The sequence below is a fragment of the Alicyclobacillus sacchari genome (genome assembly GCF_004366795.1).
Classification (GTDB): Bacteria; Bacillota; Bacilli; order Alicyclobacillales; family Alicyclobacillaceae; genus Alicyclobacillus; species Alicyclobacillus sacchari.
On record NZ_SORF01000006.1, the window covers coordinates 45,988 to 67,394 of the forward strand.

Annotated in this window: 19 protein-coding genes; 5 read left to right on the forward strand and 14 right to left on the reverse strand. The window is 57.6% G+C overall.

Annotated features, from left to right (window positions below; all coding sequences use genetic code 11):
• Nucleotides 1-27 precede the first annotated feature (27 nt).
• A complete protein-coding gene (locus C7445_RS07640) occupies nucleotides 28-2,748 on the reverse strand; it encodes a calcium-translocating P-type ATPase, SERCA-type (protein ID WP_134159494.1) in 2,721 nt (906 codons plus the stop codon).
• Between the two features lie 145 nt (nucleotides 2,749-2,893).
• Between C7445_RS07640 and C7445_RS07645 the strand changes: the two genes are divergently transcribed.
• The 3 genes from C7445_RS07645 (at nucleotide 2,894) to C7445_RS07655 (ending at nucleotide 7,398) form a co-directional block, all read left to right on the forward strand.
• Entirely contained in the window at nucleotides 2,894-4,729 is a 1,836-nt protein-coding gene (locus tag C7445_RS07645; protein ID WP_134159495.1) for an Rqc2 family fibronectin-binding protein, read from the forward strand.
• Nucleotides 4,726-6,018 carry a Glu/Leu/Phe/Val family dehydrogenase gene (locus C7445_RS07650; RefSeq protein ID WP_243835048.1) on the forward strand — a complete coding sequence of 431 codons (1,293 nt, stop codon included), beginning with the start codon at nucleotides 4,726-4,728 and terminating at the stop codon, nucleotides 6,016-6,018. The genes C7445_RS07645 and C7445_RS07650 overlap by 4 nt, the downstream gene beginning before the upstream one ends.
• Before the next feature lie 102 nt (nucleotides 6,019-6,120).
• Nucleotides 6,121-7,398: an MFS transporter gene (locus tag C7445_RS07655; protein ID WP_134159496.1), complete on the forward strand. Its 1,278-nt coding sequence runs from the start codon at nucleotides 6,121-6,123 to the stop codon at nucleotides 7,396-7,398.
• A gap of 117 nt (nucleotides 7,399-7,515) precedes the next feature.
• Here the strand turns inward: C7445_RS07655 and pyrE are convergent, their stop codons facing one another.
• The 9 genes from pyrE to lspA all read right to left on the reverse strand — a co-directional run bounded on the left by pyrE (nucleotide 7,516) and on the right by lspA (nucleotide 17,686).
• On the reverse strand, nucleotides 7,516-8,172 hold the full coding sequence (gene pyrE / locus C7445_RS07660) for an orotate phosphoribosyltransferase (protein ID WP_134159497.1): 657 nt from the start codon (nucleotides 8,170-8,172) through the stop codon (nucleotides 7,516-7,518).
• On the reverse strand, nucleotides 8,169-8,921 hold the full coding sequence (pyrF, locus tag C7445_RS07665) for an orotidine-5'-phosphate decarboxylase (protein ID WP_243835049.1): 753 nt from the start codon (nucleotides 8,919-8,921) through the stop codon (nucleotides 8,169-8,171). Before pyrF ends, pyrE begins: the two co-directional genes overlap by 4 nt.
• On the reverse strand, nucleotides 8,918-12,172 hold the full coding sequence (gene carB, locus C7445_RS07670; RefSeq protein ID WP_134159498.1) for a carbamoyl-phosphate synthase large subunit: 3,255 nt from the start codon (nucleotides 12,170-12,172) through the stop codon (nucleotides 8,918-8,920). The genes pyrF and carB overlap by 4 nt, the downstream gene beginning before the upstream one ends.
• Entirely contained in the window at nucleotides 12,165-13,271 is a 1,107-nt protein-coding gene (carA, locus tag C7445_RS07675) for a glutamine-hydrolyzing carbamoyl-phosphate synthase small subunit (RefSeq protein ID WP_134159499.1), read from the reverse strand. The genes carB and carA overlap by 8 nt, the downstream gene beginning before the upstream one ends.
• Nucleotides 13,268-14,557: a dihydroorotase gene (locus C7445_RS07680; RefSeq protein WP_134159500.1), complete on the reverse strand. Its 1,290-nt coding sequence runs from the start codon at nucleotides 14,555-14,557 to the stop codon at nucleotides 13,268-13,270. The genes carA and C7445_RS07680 overlap by 4 nt, the downstream gene beginning before the upstream one ends.
• Nucleotides 14,554-15,474: an aspartate carbamoyltransferase gene (pyrB, locus tag C7445_RS07685; RefSeq protein ID WP_134159501.1), complete on the reverse strand. Its 921-nt coding sequence runs from the start codon at nucleotides 15,472-15,474 to the stop codon at nucleotides 14,554-14,556. Before pyrB ends, C7445_RS07680 begins: the two co-directional genes overlap by 4 nt.
• 38 nt (nucleotides 15,475-15,512) lie before the next feature.
• The gene (gene pyrR / locus C7445_RS07690; RefSeq protein WP_134159502.1) at nucleotides 15,513-16,046 is read right to left on the reverse strand and encodes a bifunctional pyr operon transcriptional regulator/uracil phosphoribosyltransferase PyrR; all 534 of its coding nucleotides are present in this window, start codon (nucleotides 16,044-16,046) and stop codon (nucleotides 15,513-15,515) included.
• Between the two features lie 210 nt (nucleotides 16,047-16,256).
• On the reverse strand, nucleotides 16,257-17,198 hold the full coding sequence (locus C7445_RS07695; protein ID WP_134159503.1) for an RluA family pseudouridine synthase: 942 nt from the start codon (nucleotides 17,196-17,198) through the stop codon (nucleotides 16,257-16,259).
• Entirely contained in the window at nucleotides 17,195-17,686 is a 492-nt protein-coding gene (lspA, locus tag C7445_RS07700; RefSeq protein ID WP_134159504.1) for a signal peptidase II, read from the reverse strand. Before lspA ends, C7445_RS07695 begins: the two co-directional genes overlap by 4 nt.
• 90 nt (nucleotides 17,687-17,776) lie before the next feature.
• Here lspA and comA point away from each other — a divergent pair, with 90 nt between their 5' ends.
• Nucleotides 17,777-18,613, forward strand: a complete 837-nt coding sequence (comA, locus tag C7445_RS07705) for a phosphosulfolactate synthase (RefSeq protein ID WP_243835050.1) — start codon at nucleotides 17,777-17,779, stop codon at nucleotides 18,611-18,613.
• Here comA and C7445_RS07710 read toward each other — a convergent pair.
• Complete coding sequence (locus tag C7445_RS07710) at nucleotides 18,570-19,223, reverse strand: TraR/DksA C4-type zinc finger protein (RefSeq protein WP_134159505.1); 654 nt, start codon at nucleotides 19,221-19,223, stop codon at nucleotides 18,570-18,572. The genes comA and C7445_RS07710 overlap by 44 nt on opposite strands.
• Before the next feature lie 17 nt (nucleotides 19,224-19,240).
• Nucleotides 19,241-19,564: a DUF5665 domain-containing protein gene (locus tag C7445_RS07715; RefSeq protein ID WP_134159506.1), complete on the reverse strand. Its 324-nt coding sequence runs from the start codon at nucleotides 19,562-19,564 to the stop codon at nucleotides 19,241-19,243.
• 183 nt (nucleotides 19,565-19,747) lie between these two features.
• On the opposite strand from C7445_RS07715, the gene C7445_RS07720 reads away from it, so the two are divergent.
• Complete coding sequence (locus C7445_RS07720; RefSeq protein WP_134159507.1) at nucleotides 19,748-19,939, forward strand: hypothetical protein; 192 nt, start codon at nucleotides 19,748-19,750, stop codon at nucleotides 19,937-19,939.
• A 49-nt stretch (nucleotides 19,940-19,988) separates the two neighbouring features.
• On the opposite strand, the gene C7445_RS07725 is transcribed toward C7445_RS07720, so the two are convergent.
• The gene (locus C7445_RS07725; RefSeq protein WP_134159508.1) at nucleotides 19,989-20,492 is read right to left on the reverse strand and encodes a DivIVA domain-containing protein; all 504 of its coding nucleotides are present in this window, start codon (nucleotides 20,490-20,492) and stop codon (nucleotides 19,989-19,991) included.
• 121 nt (nucleotides 20,493-20,613) lie between these two features.
• Nucleotides 20,614-21,393 (reverse strand): YlmH family RNA-binding protein, encoded by a 780-nt coding sequence (locus tag C7445_RS07730; protein WP_243835051.1) that lies wholly within the window; start codon nucleotides 21,391-21,393, stop codon nucleotides 20,614-20,616.
• Between the last annotated feature and the right edge of the window lie 14 nt (nucleotides 21,394-21,407).

The window sequence follows — 21,407 nt, forward strand, 5'->3', positions numbered from 1 at the left end:
CTGGGGCGGCGGGCAATTTGCTGAACATCAGGCGGCCTGCCTGTTATCGTTGGCACCACCTTTGGGACGCAACGCGTTGCGTCCCAGGCGACGGATCGACAGGGCGAACGTCGGAATCGCGGCGAGCACAAGGACAATGATCCCATCCGTCAGACCTAATGGTACCGTGTGGAACGCTTTGGCGAGCTTGGGCACGTAAATGGTAAAGGCAAACAGCACGACCGAAGAGATGACCGCCAAGATCAACCACACGTTGCCGAGCGGATTGCGCTTCATAATGCCGCCTTCGAGGCTTCTGCAGTCGAAGACGAGAATCAACTGTGCCATCGTCAACGTCGCATATGCCATCGTCTGCGCATGGGCTAGATTCTTGTCTGTTTTTAAGGACCAGACAAAGACCGCAAGCGTCACCAAACCGATAAGGATGCCGCGCGAAAGAATCTTGGTCGCCATGCCTTTCGCGAAAATGCCTTCATGGACATCGCGCGGGCGGCGCTTCATGATGTCGCCCTCTGGCGAGTCCACGCCAAGCGCGATCGCAGGCAAACCATCTGTCACCAAATTGACCCATAGAATTTGGATCGGAGCCAGCGGCAGCGGTAACCCTGCGAGCATCGCGGCAAACATGGTCACGATCTCGCCGACGTTGGAAGCGAGCAGGTAGCGAATAAACTTTTTGATGTTGTCGTAGATGCCGCGGCCCTCTTCGACAGCCGCGACGATGGTCGCGAAGTTGTCGTCGGCAAGGACAAGGCTCGAGGCCTCCTTGGCGACGTCGGTACCGGACTGTCCCATGGCGATCCCGATATCGGCCTGCTTAATCGCTGGAGCATCGTTGACACCGTCGCCCGTCATCGCCACCACATGCGCGTTGGCCTGCAGCGCGCGGACGATGCGCAGCTTATGTTCCGGCGTTACCCGAGCGTAGACATAAACATCGTTGACCAGTTTCGCGAGTTTCTCGTCATCGATTGCGTCCAATTCGACGCCGGTCATAACGCGCCCATTTGTCGGCAAAATCTCGAGCTCTTTCGCGATCGCCATCGCCGTCACTTGGTGGTCGCCCGTAATCATCACGGTACGGATGCCTGCGCTGCGCGCGGTCGCGATGGCACCCTTCACTTCTTCCCGCGGCGGATCGATCATGCCGCACAGCCCGACGAATACCAATTCCCGCTCCCACTCCGCTTCCCGCGCGGCCTCTATGTTCGGAAACTTGCGGTAGGCAAATGCGAGGTTGCGCATGGCACCTTCGGCCATCTCGAGATTGGCCGCCTGAATTTGCTTGCGCATGTTTTGGCCGAGGGATTCCTCCCGCCCACCTGCGAGAACGCGGCTGCAGCGATCGAGCAAGATATCAGGTGCACCTTTGACGAACGCAAACACGTCCGTGCCCGCCTTCACCAATACGGACATGAGCTTGCGATCCGAATCAAACGGCTGCTCGCCCACCCGCTCGTAAACCGCCGCGGCATCGAGAAACCCAGCTTTGCGGGCCAGCACAAGCAAGGCGCCTTCTGTCGGATCGCCCTGGACCGCGTAGTCGACGCCACCTTCGACCTCCTTCTCGATCAATGCGGCATTGTTACAAGCTGCTGCAATTTCGACGAGGCTCTTGAGCGCAGGTCGCTTGTTGGGATCAATTTTGTGATTGTCAATCAAAAAGTCGCCGGTCTGTTGATACCCGCTTCCGGTGACCGTCACATAGGTACCGTCGGCGAACAACTTCTGTACCGTCATCCGATTTTGCGTCAGCGTCCCCGTCTTATCCGAACAGATGACTGTCGCACAGCCAAGCGTTTCGACCGATGGCAATTTGCGAACGATGGCGTTGCGTTTGATCATCCGCTGCACGCCCAAGGCGAGCGCGATGGTGACAATGGCCGGAAGCCCTTCTGGGATGGCGGCAACAGCCAGCGAGACGCCAGCGAGGAACATCTCGTAGAGCGCGTGACCGTGCAACACGCCGGCGATCACGACGAGCACGGTAATACCCAGAGAAATCCAGACCAATGTCTTACCCAGCTGATCCAGGCGTTGCTGCAACGGTGTCAGCTGCTCCTCCGACTGTTGCATCAAATCTGCGATTTTCCCCATCTCGGTGCCCATGCCAATCGCTGTCACGACGACTTCGGCCTTGCCGCGCGTGACCATGGTTCCCATGTACACCATGTTTTTTCGATCGCCCAGATTGCTGTTCTCTTCAATCACTGCCTTTGGATCTTTGCTCGCCGGGACGGACTCCCCCGTCAATGCCGATTCCTCGACGTCGAAGGCGATGGCCTTGAGAATACGCCCGTCCGCCGGAACCCTGTCGCCGTCTTCGAGCAACACGATGTCTCCTGGGACAAGTTCTTTGGCCGGCACTTCGATCACCTTGCCGCCGCGGCGGACGCGCGCTACGGGTGCCGTCAGTTCTTTGAGCGCCGCGAGTGACCGCTCTGCCCGAATCTCTTGAACAAAACCAAGAATGCCATTGAGCACGATAATCGCGATAATCGTGATCGCATCCGTGTACTCGCCGAGCAGACCGGAAATGAGCGTCGCCGCGAGCAAGACCAAGATCATGAAATCGCGAAACTGGTTCAAAAACACGGTTAACAGCGATACCTTTGTACCCTCGCTCAACAAATTCAAACCGTGTGTCCGCCTTCTTGTTTCCACGTCCTCGGCGGAAAGACCGTTTGCGGAACTACCAAGCGCCTGTAGGCATTCCGCATCACTCAGCGCGTGCCAGTGCTGTTCCAACTGAGCCACCCCTTCGCCAACTTGTCTCGTAATCTCTATGCCTGGCCAAGCTGGAACATGTCCGGAGGCGTACGACAAAATATCTGTCCATCTGCGCAGGCGAAGGGATTCTGCGGTATACTCCTCTTGGAGAGGAGCATCGATCGTGGATGGACTAACCATGCGACGTCTGGCCAACGAACTGAACAGCGTATTGACCGGCGCGAAGATCGAAAAGATCCATCAACCTGGTGAACGCGATCTCGTCATTTCCTTGCGCTCTCCAGGTTTAGGATCGCGGCGGCTGCTCGTCTCGGCTCATAAACAATTTGCACGAATGCACTTTTTGGCCAACGAGAAACCGGACAATCCGCCGGAACCCCCCATGTTCTGCATGCTGTTGCGCAAGCATCTGGAAGGTGGCAGGATCGTCGGCGTCGAGCAACAGGGATGGGACCGCGTCATTGAGTTGCACATCGAATCCATTGACGAATTGGGCGATGTGCGCCTCTATTCACTGGTTTGCGAGATGATGGGACGCCACAGCAACGTCATTTTGTGCCGTACCAGCGACAGCGGAAGCCAAGGTGTCGTCGACGCCATCGTCCGCGTCACGGAGGCGATGTCGCGCCATCGCGAAGTGTTGCCAGGTTGCACATACGTGCCGCCGCCGGCACAACCAAAGCAGGCCATTGAGGACTTGACCAAAGGATCGTTCGCAGCAGTCGATGCAGATCATTGGTTGAGTCGTCCCAATGTCATGCTCATCGTCGAACGCTTGTCCGGAGTCGGCCCCGTTTCGGCGCGTGAAATTCTGTTTCGGGCAAGTCACATGAGCACCCTGGACGCAGGAGAAGCGGTGCTTCGCTCCGCAGAAGAACTGATCGCCTCTGTCGAAAAGGGGACAGAAAGGCCATCGGTTGCGATCGACGAGATGGGGCGAGCCGTCGAGTGTGCTCCCTTCCTCGTAACGCATCGCAATCGGTATGCCGACTGTCCGGACATGAGCGAAGCCATCCGCCGCCGTTTTGCGGATACGGGTGAGGTACTGTATCACTCCCGCCTGCAGGACGAACTCGTGCGAGTCGTCGCGGATCAAATGGACAGGTTGCGCGGCAAACGCGTGAAGCTTGAAGCTTCGCTCGCGGACAGCGCAGATGAAGAGCGCTACCGCGTTCAAGCAGAACTGTTAACCGCTTACGCGTATGTGGTGCAAAAGGGAGCTTCCCGGGTTGAACTGCCGAATTATTACCGCGATGGCGAGATGCTTCAGATTGAACTCGATCCGGCGCTGGATGCCATCGCCAATGCGCAGCGCTACTTCAAGCTCGCAACGAAGCGCAAGCGCGCGCAAACTGCGGTCGCCCAACAAATGGAGGAAACCGAGCGCGATCTCGCGTACCTGGAAGCGGTGATGCAATCGCTCGCCGACACATCGCTAGACAACTTGGAACAGATCCGGCGTGAGCTGATCAGTCAGGGCTTTCTCACGGCCAAAGCGCAACGGCGACAAGCAGGCTCCAGGCGCGGGCGCGAGACGGCGCGCGATCCAGAGGGAAAACCGGCTGCATATCTTTCAGAGGATGGGTTCGTCATCCGCGTGGGTCGCAACAACCTGCAGAACGACCGACTCACCTTGCGCGCGAGCGCCAAACACGACCTCTGGTTGCACGTCAAAGGTGAACCGGGTTCGCACGTGGTCATCGAGCGCGGTCGGGCGGAACGGATCCCCGAGTCGACTATTGAGGAAGCCGCGTTGCTTGCCGCCTATTTCAGTCGGGCACGCGACTCGGCGACAGTCCCTGTCGATATTACGGAAGTGCGCAACGTCTGGAAGCCAAACGGCGCACGGCCGGGCTTCGTCCTCTACGATCAGCAGCGAACGTTGTTTGTCACACCGGATCGCACCGAGGTCGAGTCGATATTGCAGCGGCGGGCGGACGCGAAGCACGATGAACCCACGCCTCCCGCCCAAGCAAAGCTCAAGGAGAGATGGACATGAGTTCCAATCCAGTCAACAAGCGTTTGATTGTCGGCGCCAACAAGCCGGCGCACGGGACAAACGTCCTGACCAACACGCAGGAAGCCATTCGCGACGCTTTAGATCGTCTGGGCTACGAACAGGCGGTCTACGAACTTTTGGCCGAACCTTTGCGCGTCATGACAGTACAAATCCCTGTGCGTATGGACGACGGGCGGACCGAGGTCTTCACCGGCTATCGAGCGCAGCACAACGACGCGATCGGACCGACCAAAGGTGGCGTCCGCTTTCATCCAGACGTCACACTGGACGAGGTCAAGGCACTCTCGATCTGGATGTCGCTCAAATGCGGTATCTTCAACCTGCCCTACGGGGGAGCGAAGGGCGGGATCGTGTGCGATCCCCGCACGATGAGCCTGGCGGAACAAGAGCGGCTTGCCCGTGGATATGTTCGTGCCATCAGCCAGATTGTCGGTCCGGCCAAGGACATCCCGGCCCCCGACGTGTACACGAACGCGCAAATCATGTCCTGGATGTACGACGAATATAGCCGCATCCGCGAATCCGACTCGCCTGGCTTTATTACGGGCAAACCGTTGGTTCTCGGCGGCTCGCGCGGGCGCGAAGCGGCGACCGCACTTGGCGTGGCGATCGCGCTGCGCGAAGCGGCCGAACGCCTTGGCAAGCATGTTCAGGACCTGCGAGTATTGGTACAAGGATTCGGCAATGTCGGCAGCAACGTCGCCCGCATCCTGTACGAGATGGGCGCGACGATTGTCGGCATCAGTGACGCCGGCGGCGGCGTCTACCGCGAGGGCGGACTCAACATTCCGGATCTGATCGACCAGAAAGACTCGTTTGGCATGGTCACTCCGCGCCTTGCCAACGTCATTCCGACAGAAGAGTTTCTCGTACAACCTTGTGATGTGCTCGTCCCTGCGGCCTTGGAAAACCAAATTCACGCGGACAATGCCCCGAAACTACAGGCGTCCATGGTCATCGAAGCGGCGAACGGACCGACGACACCGGATGCGGATCAAATCTTGCACGACAGAGGCATCGTCGTCGTCCCGGATGTCCTTGCCAACGCGGGTGGTGTCACGGTATCGTACTTCGAATGGGTGCAAAACAATCAAGGCTTCTATTGGACAGAGGAGGAGGTCAACCAACGCTTGGAAGCCATGATGGTGCAAAGCGTTCACAACATTCTTGACACGGCGGAGCGGTATGGCGTATCACCGCGTTTGGCGGCATATATGGTCGGGATTCGCCCGTTCGCCGAGGCGATGCGGTGGCGCGGTTGGGTTTGACGCGTAACCAGGCGACGCTCACCCATAACAGCCGCTCATGACAGGCGGCAGCACAATTCGCGAAGGGCGCCATCCACGGCGCCCGGGCAACTGGGGATAGACATGAGGAAAGCGCTGTCAGGTTCAGAAGCGGTTACCTTCCGGCTCGGCATGCAGATGCGCCATGAAACGTGGCGCAACTTTCAAATCGATTTTGGGGGTTCCGTACTCTTTGCATTATTTAACGTTGTCGTCAATCAATTTTACGCGCCGATGGCCATTCGCCACGGTGCCACCAATCTGGATGTCGGTCTGTTAAGCGCCGCCCCAGCCATCGGCATGCTCTTGTCACCCTTGTGGGCAGGGCTGATGGGCCAGCGTTCGCCCAAGCCGTTTGTGCTTTGGCCATTGACCATAGGCCGAATGTCCGTCATGATCGCAGGGGTATTCCTATCCCCCTTCGTTTTTGTCTTCATTTCCTTTGTCGTGAATTTTATGAACGGCATTCAGGCGCCAGCCTATCCTTCGCTGCTCACGCGCGTATATCCCCCTCATTTGCGCGGGCGATTGATGGGCTACGTCCGTGTAGCACAGGGATTCCTACTGATCCCTCTCGCCTACATCGTTGGTATCTGGAGTCAGGCAACCGGCGATCGCTGGCCGCTCATTTTGGCAGCACTCTTTGGCACCGCCTCTGTGATCCTCTTCTGCCGTGTGCGCGAGGTTGAACCGCGCCCGGAAATCGCACAGGGCGCACCGGATGCATCGCGCAGATCACTGCTCACCAGCGCCCGCCGACAGTGGTCACTCGTGCGCGAAAACCGTGCACTTGCATTGTTTTTGGCGGCGACGACGGCCACTGGTTTTGGCAATCTATTAGCAGGTCCTATCTATCAAATCTACCAAGTACACACGCTCAACTTGTCGAACGATCAGATTGGCATGACGCGGGTCGCCTACTACGTTGCACTCCTCGTCGCCTATTTTGCATTAGGGTGGCTCATCGACAAATGGTCGCCGCGGGTCGCGATGTTTGTGGGCATGCTTGCGTACACGCTGGCGCCTCTGTTGTACGTCCTCTTCGGATCGTACTTTGGCGTAATCGTGTCGTGCATGTTTCTCGGTGTCGGCGATGCAGCTTGGGACATCGGCTGCATGGCGTACATCTTCAAAGTGACGCCGGGCCGCGAAGCCACCGCATTCGGATTACATTACCTGCTGTTTGGCATTCGCGGCACCATCGCGCCGATTCTCAGCACGGCATTGACACACAGCATGTCGCTGTCGGAGGTGTTTCTGGCTTCTGCGGCGATCTCAGCGATCGGTGTCGGCCTATTTTGTCTGCCTCAGCGTCCACCGACACTGCCATCTGGAGCTTCCTCCATTAGCCAGGTATCGTGAGTCTGTCTCCCGAGCACGCGGCAGGCTGGCCGGTTCGGCTTACAGAACGCCAATATCGGCCGCCTGCTCGTGCCGCAACTGACACACCGACAAAACCACACATTGCATGCCAAATTATTACACCCCGAAGGTATCAGGCGATTTGCGCCATTGCATCAACAGGGCAATGTCCGATTCCTGGATATCGTTTCGCTCCAACGCCACCTGCAACAGCACCTCATACGGAACCAATCGATACGCCGGAATGCCAGTCTCAATGGACTTTTCATTGGCAATGTCGAAGTCGTATGAGAGGATTGTCAGGATGGCCATTACGTCGACCCCCGCATCGCGCAAAGCTTGGGCTGCGTTGTAGGCCGATTTCCCGGTAGACAGCGTGTCTTCGATCACCACCGCTTTCATCCCTGGCCGCGCATACCCTTCGATTTGCTTACCGCGACCGTGCGCCTTGGCTTCGGATCGCACATACGCGCATGGCAACCCGAGCCGATCCGCCAACATGGCGGCGTGCGGGATACCCCCCGTCGCCGCTCCGGCGATCAGTTCAACAGCCGGCAACTCGTTGTCGATGATCGCTTCAAAGCCGGTGGCGACGGCGTTGCGCAAGACAGGATACCCTAAGATCAAGCGATTATCGCAATAAATCGGAGACTTCCAACCACTCGACCAGGTGAAGGGTTGGCTGGGGCGCAGTTCCACTGCGCCAATTTGCAACAAACCTCGCGCAATGACATAAGAAAGACCGTCATATTCAATGGACAACGTATCGTTCATCCGTTCAACCCCTCCTTCATCGCCCGCCAATAGTTCTGCAAAGCCGACAGCGGATCCTCTGCGGCGACGACCGCCCGGCCAAGCACGAGACGCGTTGCGCCATTGCGCATGGCCAGTTGTGGCGTGGCGATCCGCGTCTGATCCTGAACAGCGTCTTCTGCGCGGCGGGTCCCGGGTACCACCCGTTCAAACGTGGATGATACCATACCTTGCAGCAACGGCAGTTCCTGCGCCGAACAGACCACGCCATCCAATCCGGCTTCCTGCACCAGCTTCGCCAAGCGCACGACAGCCCGGGCGGGGCCATCGGCTATGCCCAGCATCCGCAAATCGTCATCGCCAAGGCTCGTTAATACGGTCACGCCAACGAGCAGAGGCTTGTACGGGCTGTTGTCGACCGCCTCGCGAGCGGCCTGCAACATCCGCGGGCCGCCTTGGGCATGCACATTGACCATCTCAACCGGATATTGACAAATGGCGCGCAAAGCCCCGGCGACGGTGTTGGGAATGTCGTGCAACTTCATGTCCAAAAAAACTCTCAGGTTGCGGGCGAGCAACTCTTCGACAAGCCGCATACCCGCTCTGTGAAACAGTTCGAGACCGACCTTGTACCCATCCACCGCAGGTCCAAGCTGCTCCACCACGGCTAACGCCCTGGCTTCCGATTCGACGTCCAACGCGATATAGGTGGCGCGACGCACGTCGTCGTACGCCGCTGCCAGCAATTCCGCCATCGGATTTGAACTCATGCACGCCACCCACTTGCCGGGAGCGCCGACGTCGGACTGTCACCAAGCGCAAGCGTCTGGAAATGAATCAGCTTGACGATGTCCAGCACCGATCTCACGGTATCCAGCGACGTCAAACAGGGAACTCCATGTTCGACCGCCGTGCGACGAATCCGAAAGCCGTCCCGCTCCGGTTTTAAGCCCTTCGTCAACGTGTTGATGACGAGTTGAATGCGCCCCTGTCGGATGTCATCGGCCAAGTTTGGCGTCCCTTGCGCCAATTTGTTGACAATCCGCACTTCAAGCCCGTGCTCCCGCAAATAGCGAGCCGTGCCCTCTGTCGCCGCCAGACGGTAACCCAAACGCGCAAACTCTGCCAGCAGCGGATATGCCTCGGCCTTGTCTTTGTCGGCGATGGTCGCAAGCACCGTACCGTGCGTCGGAATGTTCGTCCCCGCTGCCAACATGCCCTTGTACAGCGCTTTTTCGTAGTGCGTATCGCGTCCCATCACCTCGCCCGTCGACTTCATCTCCGGTCCCAAGCTGATATCGACCTGATGCAATTTGGCGAACGAAAACACCGGCACCTTCACCGCGACCGTGTTGGCCTCCGCGACACGCCCACTCGTATAACCAAGTTCAGCAAGCGATCCGCCGCACACCGCATGCATGGCCAACTGGACCATGGGCACACCGGTGACTTTCGATAAGAACGGTACCGTTCGCGACGAGCGCGGGTTCACCTCGATCACTTCCACCTTGCCGTCGTGGACGATGAACTGGATGTTCATCAAACCGCGAACCTGCAGGCTGCGCGCGATACGGGTGGCATAGTCCTCCATCACCGCTTTCACGTCCTCCGTCAAATGTTGCGGCGGATAGACCGCTATCGAATCACCCGAGTGTACGCCAGCGCGCTCGATATGCTCCATGATGCCTGGAATCATGACGATCTCTCCGTCCGAAATGGCGTCGACCTCCGCCTCAATGCCGTTTACGTAGCGGTCGATGAGGACCGGATGTTGATCCGACACCTCTACCGCTTCGTCCATATACTGAAGCAGCTCCGACGTGTCGGAGATGATCTGCATGGCCCGGCCGCCAAGCACGTATGACGGGCGCACAAGCACAGGGTAGCCGAGCGATTCTGCGGCTGCAACCGCCTGTTCCACCGTCGTCACCGTGCGTCCCTGCGGACGCGCTATCTCAAGCGCCGTGAGAAGCCCGTCAAACTTCTCTCGATCTTCAGCCGCATCGATGTTCTCGCGGGACGTGCCAAAAATCCGCACGCCTGCGTCGGCCAAAGCCCCCGCCAAGTTGATGGCCGTCTGACCGCCGAATTGGACGATGACGCCGTCCGGCTGTTCGCGATCGATCACGTTCAGGACGTCCTCGACATCAAGCGGCTCGAAATACAGCCGATCCGACGTGCTAAAGTCGGTCGAGACGGTCTCCGGATTGTTGTTGATGACAATCGCCTCGTAACCTTCGCGCTGCAGGGCCCAGACCGCGTGTACGGTGCAGTAGTCGAATTCGATGCCCTGCCCGATGCGAATCGGCCCGGATCCAAGCACCACAATCTTTTTCTTGCTCGACGCTTCGACCTCGTCTGCACGCTCGTACGTGCTGTAGTAATACGGCGTGGTCGCCGCGAACTCACCCGCGCAGGTATCGACCATTTTGTACACGGGGACAATGCCATGCTCTTTGCGCCAACGGCGGATCGCCATGGCATCTGTGCCAAGTAGACGGGCGAGTTCCCTGTCCGGGAAGCCGTTTTTCTTGGCTTGCACCATGAGTTCCGCATTTTGCTCAAGTAGCGTCGGCAAGGGCTGTTGTGTCCGTCCAAGTTCAGCAATCGCCTGTTCCAATTGCACCAGTTTTTCGACCTGCCACAGAAACCAGCGATCGATCTTGCTCCACTTGTGCATCGCTTCGACCGTCACGCCACGACGCAGTGCTTCCGCGATGGCAAAGAGCCGATCGTCGTCGGCGATCACAATTTTCTTCTCCAAATCCGCCCCGGACCAATGAGCGGCCTGCTTGGTCCACAATGAATACGTTCCAATTTCCAAGCTGCGGATGGCTTTCAACAACGACTCGCCAAACGTGCGGCCGATGGCCATCACTTCACCGGTCGCCTTCATCTGTGTCCCCAGAGCCCGGTTGGCACTGCGGAACTTGTCGAACGGCCAGCGCGGGATCTTGGTGACGACATAGTCGAGCGCCGGTTCAAATGCCGCGTATGAATCCTGGGTAACCGGGTTCTTGAGTTCGTCCAACCGATAACCAACCGCGATTTTCGTCGCGATGCGCGCGATGGGGTAACCGGTCGCCTTCGACGCCAGGGCACTCGAGCGACTCACGCGCGGATTGACCTCGATCACGTAATACTGCGACGAATTCGGATCGAGCGCCAACTGCACGTTGCACCCTCCTTCAATACCGAGGGCGTGAATAATGTCGAGGCTGGCGTTGCGCAACATCTGATAGTCCTCATCGGACAACGTCTGGCTCGGCGCGACGACGATGGAATCTCCTGTGTGTACGCCGACCGGATCGAAATTCTCCATGTTACAGACGACGATCGCGGTTCCAGCCGCGTCGCGCATCACTTCGTACTCTATTTCCTTATAGCCGGCGATGCTTTGTTCGACAAGCACTTGGTGAATCGGCGAAAGGGTCAACCCGCGTTCGACAATCTCCTGGTATTCACGCCAGTTGCTTGCAATGCCGCCCCCCGTACCGCCGAGCGTATACGCGGGGCGAATGATGATGGGGAAGCCAACTTCTTCGGCAAACGCATTTGCCTCTTGCTCATTTCTGACAATGGCGCTTTGGGGAACCGGCTGGCCTATCTCCTTCATCAGCTGGCGGAACAATTCGCGATCCTCGGCTTTTTCGATCGCGCTGAGCGGAGATCCAAGCAGTTGTACGCCTTCCTGCTCAAGAATGCCGCTGTTTGCCAGTTGCACCGCCATGTTCAGCCCGGTCTGGCCACCCAATGTCGCAAGCAGTCCGTCCGGCCGCTCCTTGCGAATGATCTGTGCGACGAAGTCGAGCGTGATAGGCTCGATATAGACCCGGTCGGCCATGTTCTGGTCCGTCATGATGGTCGCCGGATTCGAGTTGACGAGCACGACCTCATAGCCTTCTTCTTTTAAGGCCTGGCAGGCTTGCGTCCCTGCGTAGTCGAACTCCGCTGCCTGGCCAATGACGATGGGACCACTGCCAATCACCATGATCTTGTGTATGTCTGTCCGCTTAGGCATGTGTGAACCGCCCCTCTCTCACCCGGCTGATCAGGTCCATGAAATCATCAAACAGATATCTCGCATCGGTTGGGCCCGGCCGCGACTCCGGGTGATACTGCACGGAGAACACCGGCTCGTGCTTGTGCACCAGTCCTTCAACGGTGCCGTCGTTCAAATTGACATGTGTCAGTTGCAGAGGCGTACCAGCAAGCGAGTCCGCGTCAACCATGTAGCCGTGGTTTTGCGACGTGATATCGACGCGGCCTGTACGCAAGTCCTTGACCGGATGGTTCGAGCCACGATGGCCAAATTTCATCTTTCGCGTCTTGGCACCGCACGCCAGTGCAATGAGCTGATGTCCCAGACAGATCCCGAAGATCGGAACTTTCCCTATCAGTTCGCGCAATGTCTCGATCGCGAACGGCACATCTTCTGGATTGCCAGGTCCGTTGCTGAGCATGACGCCATGCGGGTGCCAGGACAGAACATCCGACGCGCTCGATGTCGCAGGTACGACGATGACGTCACAACCGCGATCGAGCAAGCTTCGCAAAATACCCGCCTTCATTCCGTAGTCGATGAGTACCACGCGATGCCCTGGCCCCGGACTGCGATAGACGGTTTGCGTCGTCACGCGCTGTACAGCGTCGGGTACCAACGCCTCTGGCATCCTCACCAGCAGTTCGCCGATCGGCGCGTCTTCGCTCGTAATCACCGCCCGCATCGCCCCGACCGTGCGAATCGCCTTGGTCAATTCCCGCGTGTCGATCCCCGCGATCCCGACGATGTTATGCTGCTGAAGATACCGCTCCAGGCTGTCCGTCTGTTTGTAATGCGATGGAAGCTCCGCGAACGTCTTCACGACGAAACCGCGCACGTGCGGGTGGCGAGATTCCACATCGTCGACGTTGACACCGTAATTGCCGATGAGGGGATATGTCATCGTCACAATCTGCCCGAAATAGGACGGATCCGTCAGAATTTCCTGATAGCCCGTCATCCCCGTATTAAATACCACTTCGCCAAAGCGCGTCCCCTCGGCGCCAAAGTGCGTACCTTCGAATGCCAGGCCGTTTTCCAGAATCAAACGTGCCTTCGCACGATTCTTTATCGTCATGACGACCGCTCCTCTCCCGCTGCAAAAATCACTTTACCCGCACGAATGGTGCTTTTCATCACGCCTGCGATCCGCCAATCAACAAACGGGGTGTTGCGTCCTTTCGTGTAGAACGAAGCCGGATCGATGGTCCGTTCCGCGTTCAAATCGACAATCGCGAAATCGGCGCGCGCACCTGGTCGAATGGAGCCGCCAGCAAGGCCAAAGAGCCGAGCCGGCAATGACGTCATTCCCTCGACGATGCGCGTAAGCGGCACCGTACCCGGGAGCACGAGATAGGTGTACAACAGCGCGAATGCCGTTTCTAATCCCACCATGCCAAATGGTGCCGTCGCCATGGACTGCGCCTTTTCAGCAGGCGTATGGGGCGCGTGGTCGGTCGCGATGATGTCGAGCGTGCCGTCGAGGAAGCCTTCGAGACATGCCTGGCGATCGCGCTCGCTTTGCAAGGGAGGGTTCACCTTCCAATTGGCGTCATCACGCACAATCGCCGCTTCCGACAGCAACAAGTGGTGAGGCGTCACCTCTGCGCTGACGCGAATGCCGCGCGACTTCGCCCAGCGAATGACCGCGACGGACGGCTCTGTGCTGACATGGCATACGTGCAAATGGGCTCCTGTCTGTTCGGCCAGCAATACGTCACGCGCAATCATCGCGGCCTCTGCCTCAATGGGAATGCCGAGTAGCCCAAGGCGCCTTGCCGCGTCCGGATGAACGACGCCTTTGCCGGAAATCGTCTCATCCTCGGCATGAATGATGGCGGGTACACCGAGTTCCGCCAAACGCTGGAAGGCTTCGCGCATCCGCCCGCCGTGTTGAACGCCGCGCCCATCGTCCGAAAAACCGACCGCACCAGCAGCTCGTAAGGCCTCGTAGTTGGCCAATTGGTCTCCCGCCTGACCCTGTGTGATACAAGCGATGGGATGTACCTCCGTTTTGCCGAGCGCGTTCCCGCGCCCCACGATGTCTGCAACAAGTTCTGGGCTGTCGATGGGCGGCCTGGTGTTTGGCATGCAGGCAACTTGCGTAAATCCCCCCGCCGCGGCGGCCTGTAAGCCAGTAGCCAAGGACTCTTTCGCCGTCAAACCCGGATCTCGCAAGTGCACATGCATATCGATGAAGCCCGGGAATATCGCCTCGCCATGCAACTTGATGACCCTCTCAGCCGCAAGTCCCTGGCCGAGTGCGACGATCTCGCCCGTTGCGTCGTCGAACGCGACGCTCATCTCGCGCAATTGGCCTGCTTCGGCGTCCCACAGGCGGCCGCCGTCCATCCGTACAATCATCCCAATTCCCCTCTCAACATGTGATCCAGCAAGGCCATACGCATGTACAGTCCATTCTCCGCCTGTCGAAAATAAGCGGCCCTATCATCCGGATCGATGGCTGGATCGATCTCGCCGACGCGCGGCAGCGGGTGCAAAATGCGCGCATGTTCCGGCAGCACCGCGAGGTGACGGTGTCGAATCGCATAGTCGTCCGTTGCGCAGAGTTCGTGTTCCGCCTGCAGACGCTCTGCCTGAATCCGCGTTTGGTAGACGATGTCTGCCCCGCGCACCGCATCTTCCAAATCTTCCGCAATCTCGATTGGAATGCCGCTGTCGCGCATTTCTTCGGCCAACTCGGGGGGCAAGCCGAGCGGTTCCGGGTGGAACACGCGAATCCGAATGCCATTCATCTTCGCGAAAAGACGCAACAGAGAATGAACCGTGCGACCGTATTTTAAGTCGCCGAGAACGGCGATCGTCAAATCGTGCAAGCGGCCAAGTTCCCGCCAAATCGTGTACGCGTCGAGCAAAGCCTGGGTAGGATGTTCACCGGCTCCAGCTCCAGCATTGATGACAGGTACCGGTGAAAACGGCGCCGCAACGTCCAATTCCTCTGCACTGTGATGGCGAATGACGATTGCGTCGGCATAGCAGCCGACGACGCGAAACACGTCAGCCAAACTCTCGCCCTTCTTTGAAGACGAATTCTCGCGCGCGTTTTCGGCGCTTACCACCTGTCCGCCGAGCCGATAAACGGCTGCCTCAAACGATAGGCGTGTGCGCGTGCTCGGCTCGTAAAACAAGGTTGCGACAATACGACCAGCGAGCAAAGCACGGGCCTCGTCTCGAGGCATGGTGCGCAACGCCTCCGCTCGCCGGATCAATTGAAACGTCGTATCGACGTCAAATTGCCGAATGGAGAGTGCGTGAAACATTCGGGAATCACTCCAGTTCTGACTCAGTCCAGTTCAAGTCACGATCGCGCATGGGCAATCCAGACGCCGTCTTCACCATCGACCTCGCGCAGCCGCACAATGACCTGCTCTTCCCGCGACGTCGGCACGTTCTTGCCGATAAAATCAGGACGAATGGGGAGTTCGCGGTGCCCGCGGTCGACAAGTGCCGCCAATTGCACCGATTGCGCCCGCCCGGCATCCATGATGGCGTCGAGTGCGGCGCGCACCGTACGCCCCGTGTACAACACGTCATCGACAAGGATCACCCGCCGCCTGAGAACATCGAGTCCCGGCACATGCGCTTTGGCCGGACGCGCCTCGGCCCGATCGTCCCGATACGGCGTCGGATCGAGCGACAGGCACGGGATGGTTTGCCCTTCGATCTCGGCCAACTTGTCGCGAATGCGCCCTGCAAGTGCCACGCCTCTCGTCACGATCCCCACGAGCACGACGTCATCCAGCCCTTTGTTGCGTTCAAGAATTTCGTGCGCCATCCGTGTGAGCGAGCGACGCATCGCCGCATCGTCCATAATTTGCGTTTTTTCAGACACGCTCTTCCCTCTTTCATTTTGGAAAGGATATCTACACGAAAAACGACCACCCCAGTTGGAGGTGGCCGTTTGCCTAGAACAGTGCTGACCATACACCTGTTCTGTGCTGTCCGACTCCTTTCCAACCTCACGGGATTGGTTTAAAGGCAGTTCACACTATTGGATTTGCAAGAAGACTATCATTTCAGGGTTCTTGTGTCAAGACAATCTCTATCCGATTCTGCCCGCCCGCAACCAATCGATCAACTGCGCCATGTCGGCCGGCAGCGGACTCTCAAACGACATCCACTCCTGCGTCGCCGGATGCACAAAACCAAGTGTCTCGGCATGCAAAGCCTGTCCATCGATCGGCAGCGTGTGCCGTCTCCCGTAGACCTTATCACCCGCCAATGGATGGCCAATTTCCGCAAAATGGACGCGAATTTGGTGCGTTCGTCCTGTCTCCAACTGACACATGACCACCGCGTAGTGCTCGAATTGTTCGATCACCTGAAAATGTGTCACTGCGCGCTTGCCTTCGAGGCGTGCGGCCATTCGCTGCCGATCGTTCGGATCGCGAGCGATAGGCATGTCAATGGTGCCCGAGCGATGCTCCATTTTCCCGTGCACGATCGCCCGGTACTGGCGGGTCACCGTGTGCTCCCGCAACTGCTCGGTCAAGGCATAGTAGGCGCGTTCCGTCTTCGCGAACATCACAAGGCCGCTGGTATCTTTGTCGATCCGGTGCACGACACCCGGGCGCATTTCGCCACCTAAGGGCGATAGCTGAACACCGCGGGCCGCCAGCCCATTGACCAGGGTTCCGCGTTCATTGCCTGCTCCGGGATGCACGACGATACCTCGCGGCTTGTCCACAACCACCACATCGTCGTCCTGGTACGTGATGTGCATGGGGACGACATCCGGTACAATGACAAACGGCTCCTCTGCTGGCACCTCAATTTCGTACAGATCGCCTGGCTCCAAAGGATCAGACGCCTTGACTTTGCCGGGACGCCGCCGCGTGACACAGCCGCTCTTCAGCCATTGCTGGACAATCGTTCGCGATATATCAACTTCATCCTCTTGAAGGCGCTCCGTCAACCACTTGTCAAGGCGTTCGCCTGCCTCTGACGATGCTACCTCATAGACCACCCGCACAGCGGATCTCACTTGCGATCCCCCTTCCCTTCGTCAGATCGCTCTTGCCCCGACCGAAACGAACTGATCAGAAGAAACAATACACCAAAGTCGATGGACGCATCCGCCAAGTTAAATACCGGAAAATGAATCGTGTAGAAGTACACATAATCGGTTACTGTGTGTGTCGGCGAAATGATGCGATCCAGCATGTTGCCAAGCGCTCCACCCAACAGCAAACCCAGACCAACCTGCGCGAGGCGATCGAGACGCCAACGCTGATGAATGAAAACTACCGCCACTACGACGATAGCGGCAATGAGCACAAACAGCCATGTTTGATTGGGAAACAAGCTGAATGCTGCACCAGGGTTTTGCAGATGCGTCAACTCGACGACACCGGGAATCACCATTACAGCATCGCCAATAGGCAAGGTTTGGCGCACAATCCACTTGAGCAGCTGATCGAGTCCAACGGTCAATGCGGCAACGACATACAACAAATATTGAATCCGCTTCACGGCCATGTCTCCTCGTTGGCATTCTGCCTGCACCCACTCACGCCATGCTTCATAACGTGAAGGGACAGTGTGCAAAGGAGTGTGAATACCGTGATTGTATCAGACGGCGGCGCCTTCTCACAAATCATCAGCGCACCGCTCGGGCCTCGCGGGGAAAAGCCGAGATCGGCCGGACTGACCATGGTGATCGACAAAGGGCTCGGCTTTTCCACGCTGACAGATATCCTTGAAGTCGGCGCGGCGTACGTCGATTTATTTAAATTCGGGTTTGGTACAAGTCCTCTCTATCCGGAGCCGATTTTGCGCCGCAAGTTGGCTCTGCTCGACGAGGTGGAGGTGCTGGCCTGCCCAGGTGGCACATTGGGCGAAATTGCATGGTTGCAAGGTGTGTATGAAGCCTATCTGCAACGATGTAAACGTATCGGGTTTACGGCTATGGAGGTTTCCGATGGAACCATTGAATTGCCGGCAGATGCTCGGCAAAAGGCCATCGCTCGCGCCAAGGCAATCTTTCCTATCGTTGTCTCTGAAATTGGCAAAAAACTCTCACACACCATGGACATCGTCAGCTGCGCCCGCAGTGTCGTTGCCGATCTGGACGCCGGATCGGATTATGTGATCATCGAAGGGCGCGAGTCTGGCGAAGGTGTCGGTGTATATGACGCCAATGGCAAAGTTCTCGACAACCTTGTGCAGGCATTCATCGACGAACTGCCCGCCTCCGCACGGGCAAAAGTAATCTGGGAGGCCCCTAAAAAACAACAGCAGGTTGAATTCATTCGCCGGTTCGGATCAGACGTCAACCTCGGTAACATACCGGCAGGCGATGTTCTAGCGCTCGAATGCCTGCGCCTGGGCCTGCGTGCCGACACTTTGGTGCTCGCTATGGAAGCCTCCTATCCTCATCGTAGTCCGACAGTTCAATAGCCGACGACGGCAATGTCCGGTTGTAGTACTCCTGCGAGATGTGATCAATCGGGTCGACAAAGCCTGTATTGTCGTCCAGATCCGGCTGTTCGTACGTTTCCTCGCCAAAGGCCGGTTCTTGGAAACGCGCCACGGCCTGGTAGGCGTCTTCTCCGTCGAAACCGGTTTGGTCGTGATCGTCGAGCCAGACCGCACCGAAACCAGGCCAGAGCACGTCTTCCTCAACCGGTCGATGGCGACGTTTTTTACGCCGTTCCGCGTCTTCCTGACAATCGATACAATAACGGGCGGTCGGCATTGCCTCGAGCCGTTCCGAGGTAATTTCACGGCCGCACTCGGCACATACGCCATACGTCCCGGCATCGATACGTTTGAGTGCTTCGTCAATATCTTCAAGATACGCTTCCTCACGAACTTCATCGCCAACGGCCATTCCCCGCAAAAACAGTTCACTAGCGACATCCGCCGGATGATTGTCATACATCGACAGTTCGGAGATTTCATCACGCATGCTGTCCCCGAGATCGGCGGACTCATTGCGTACGCGGCGCCGAGTCTCGACCTCGCGTTTTTCAGATTCCAATTGTTTCCGTATACGATCCCACTTCACAGCGACTCCCCCTGCCCTTAATACGTATACTGTCTTGTGTGCAGCTGAGCTTGCACGATGGCGACCAAATCGGCGATAAATTTGCCGATGACCGGTATGTTGAGCACTTCAAGTTGCTGTAGAAGCATGACAATGGTTCCAGCAATAATGGTAAAACCCAAGCCGATACCCAAGCCGCGAAAGATGCCGCCGATCAAATTCAACAAGGCGAGGCGCCAAGGCGTTTGGATCAAGTCGACGTAGGCAGCAAAATTGACACCTTCCAGATACTCGGCCAGCCGCAGCAGTCCCATGTTGGAAAGGCGGCGCAGCTTGTGTTTTCGTAAACGGATCGCACGCATGCCACACCCTCCGAACGCCCTCGCCAGCTTTACAACAGCGTCCCGGTTAGTGTGTCCGATCCGCCTGTGCGACATGACCGAGCCGATCGCGGTACAATTGTTCATGACTCTGTCACTGGTCTGTCACCGTCAGACGTGTATGATGGAAAGCGGCAAGCTTGTTTATGACTGGAGCGGTTTAGAATGCGCGGAACGTGGATGTTAGCTGTGGGGTGGATCGTCGTCTGGATTGGTGTAACACTTCTGGCAGGCTGCGTTCTCGCGCGCATGTGGCTGAACATCGACCTGCCGTATACGATTTACGTCATCTTCAATGTGTGTCTTGTCGCTGCAGGTCTTCTTCTGCGGTGGCTTGCCAAGCGAATGGATCAATAAATGGGCCGCTCCCGTTGTGCAGGGGCGGCCCATATTACGTTGCTGGAATTTAAAATCCGGACTCGGCGGCTGCAACTTCACGGCGCGCCAACTCTTTTTCGAACGACTCCCAATCCCCGGAATCCATCATCTCGAGTTGAGATTGAATCAACGAGCGGAAACGGGCACGGAACACGGCGGCCTGTTTCTGCATCTCTTCGACTTCAAGCGCCACTTTGCGCGCTTTGTTCAGGGCCTCACTGACGATCCGATCAGCGTTTTTCTCCGCCTCGCGAATGATCAACTGGGCCTCCTTTTTCGCGTTGTTCTTCAACTCTTCTGCCGTTTCCTGCGCCACGAGAATCGACTTGCTCAAACTCTCTTCCAGGCTGTTATAGTGGGCCAATCGCTCGTTGATCCGCGCGATTTCCTCTTCGAGCTGCTTGTTCTGTCGAATCAGACCCTCGTAATCCTGAATGATCCGTTCGAGAAAATCATCGACCTCGTCTTCGTTGTAACCGCGCAACGAACGACGAAATTCTTTATTGTGAATGTCAATCGGGGACAGGGGCATGTCATATCCTCCTTAGTTCGACAGCCAGCATACTCCAAGCTTCGAAAATTCCTAACAAGACATGATTGTTCATGTTTATTCGACAGCATTCTCCGATTTCCTTCCGCATCTCTTCGGCAAATCATGTATCCGATCGCAAGATACCGATGCGCATGCGAATTCTGCCCGATCGCGATGTGCCAACCGCCTCAACGACGCGGATGCGACCAAATCCTCGCACCGATAAGATGTCCCCTGCCCTGACTTCATCCCGTGCCACAGCTTCTGCAAAATTGAGTGACACATGGCCGCGGGCCACGTGTTCCTGGGCATTGGCGCGCGACAGATGGCACGCCTGCGCGACGATCGCATCGATGCGCGGAGACATCACAAAAATGTCTTGTTCTTCATAAGCAGGTGGCAGAAGCTGCGGCAGTTCGTCCATCAGCGCGACTTCTACCACGGAGCGGCCGACGCGATGCAGTTCCCTCGCCAGATACGAGCCCATGGCTGACGTCGCGAAGAGATACGCCTGCTTCTGATCGAAAACAGAAATATCACCCAGCGCCTTCCGCTGTATGCCGAGCCCCAAGACGGATCCCAGGACATCCCGATGTCGGATCGGTTGTTCCAAGGTCGTGATCGATAAGCATGTGATGTCATAATCGCTCGTCTCCGGATGCCAGTCGTCAGGCATCAGCAACATTCGAGCGCGCTCCGCATCCGTATAGCCGCCGAAATCGGAAGTGACCAAACCCGCGTGGCGTGCCGCGCTCTCTACAATCCATCGTTCCCGAGGCGTTAAGAAATCTGTCAAGTACCACGTACCCCGTGCGTGCACATGTGCTGTCCAGTCTTCGACCTGTCTTAGGAACGGCCGTTCAGCTTCTCTCACCCACGATCCACTGCCCATTGCTGCCATCGTTCCGCCTCTCG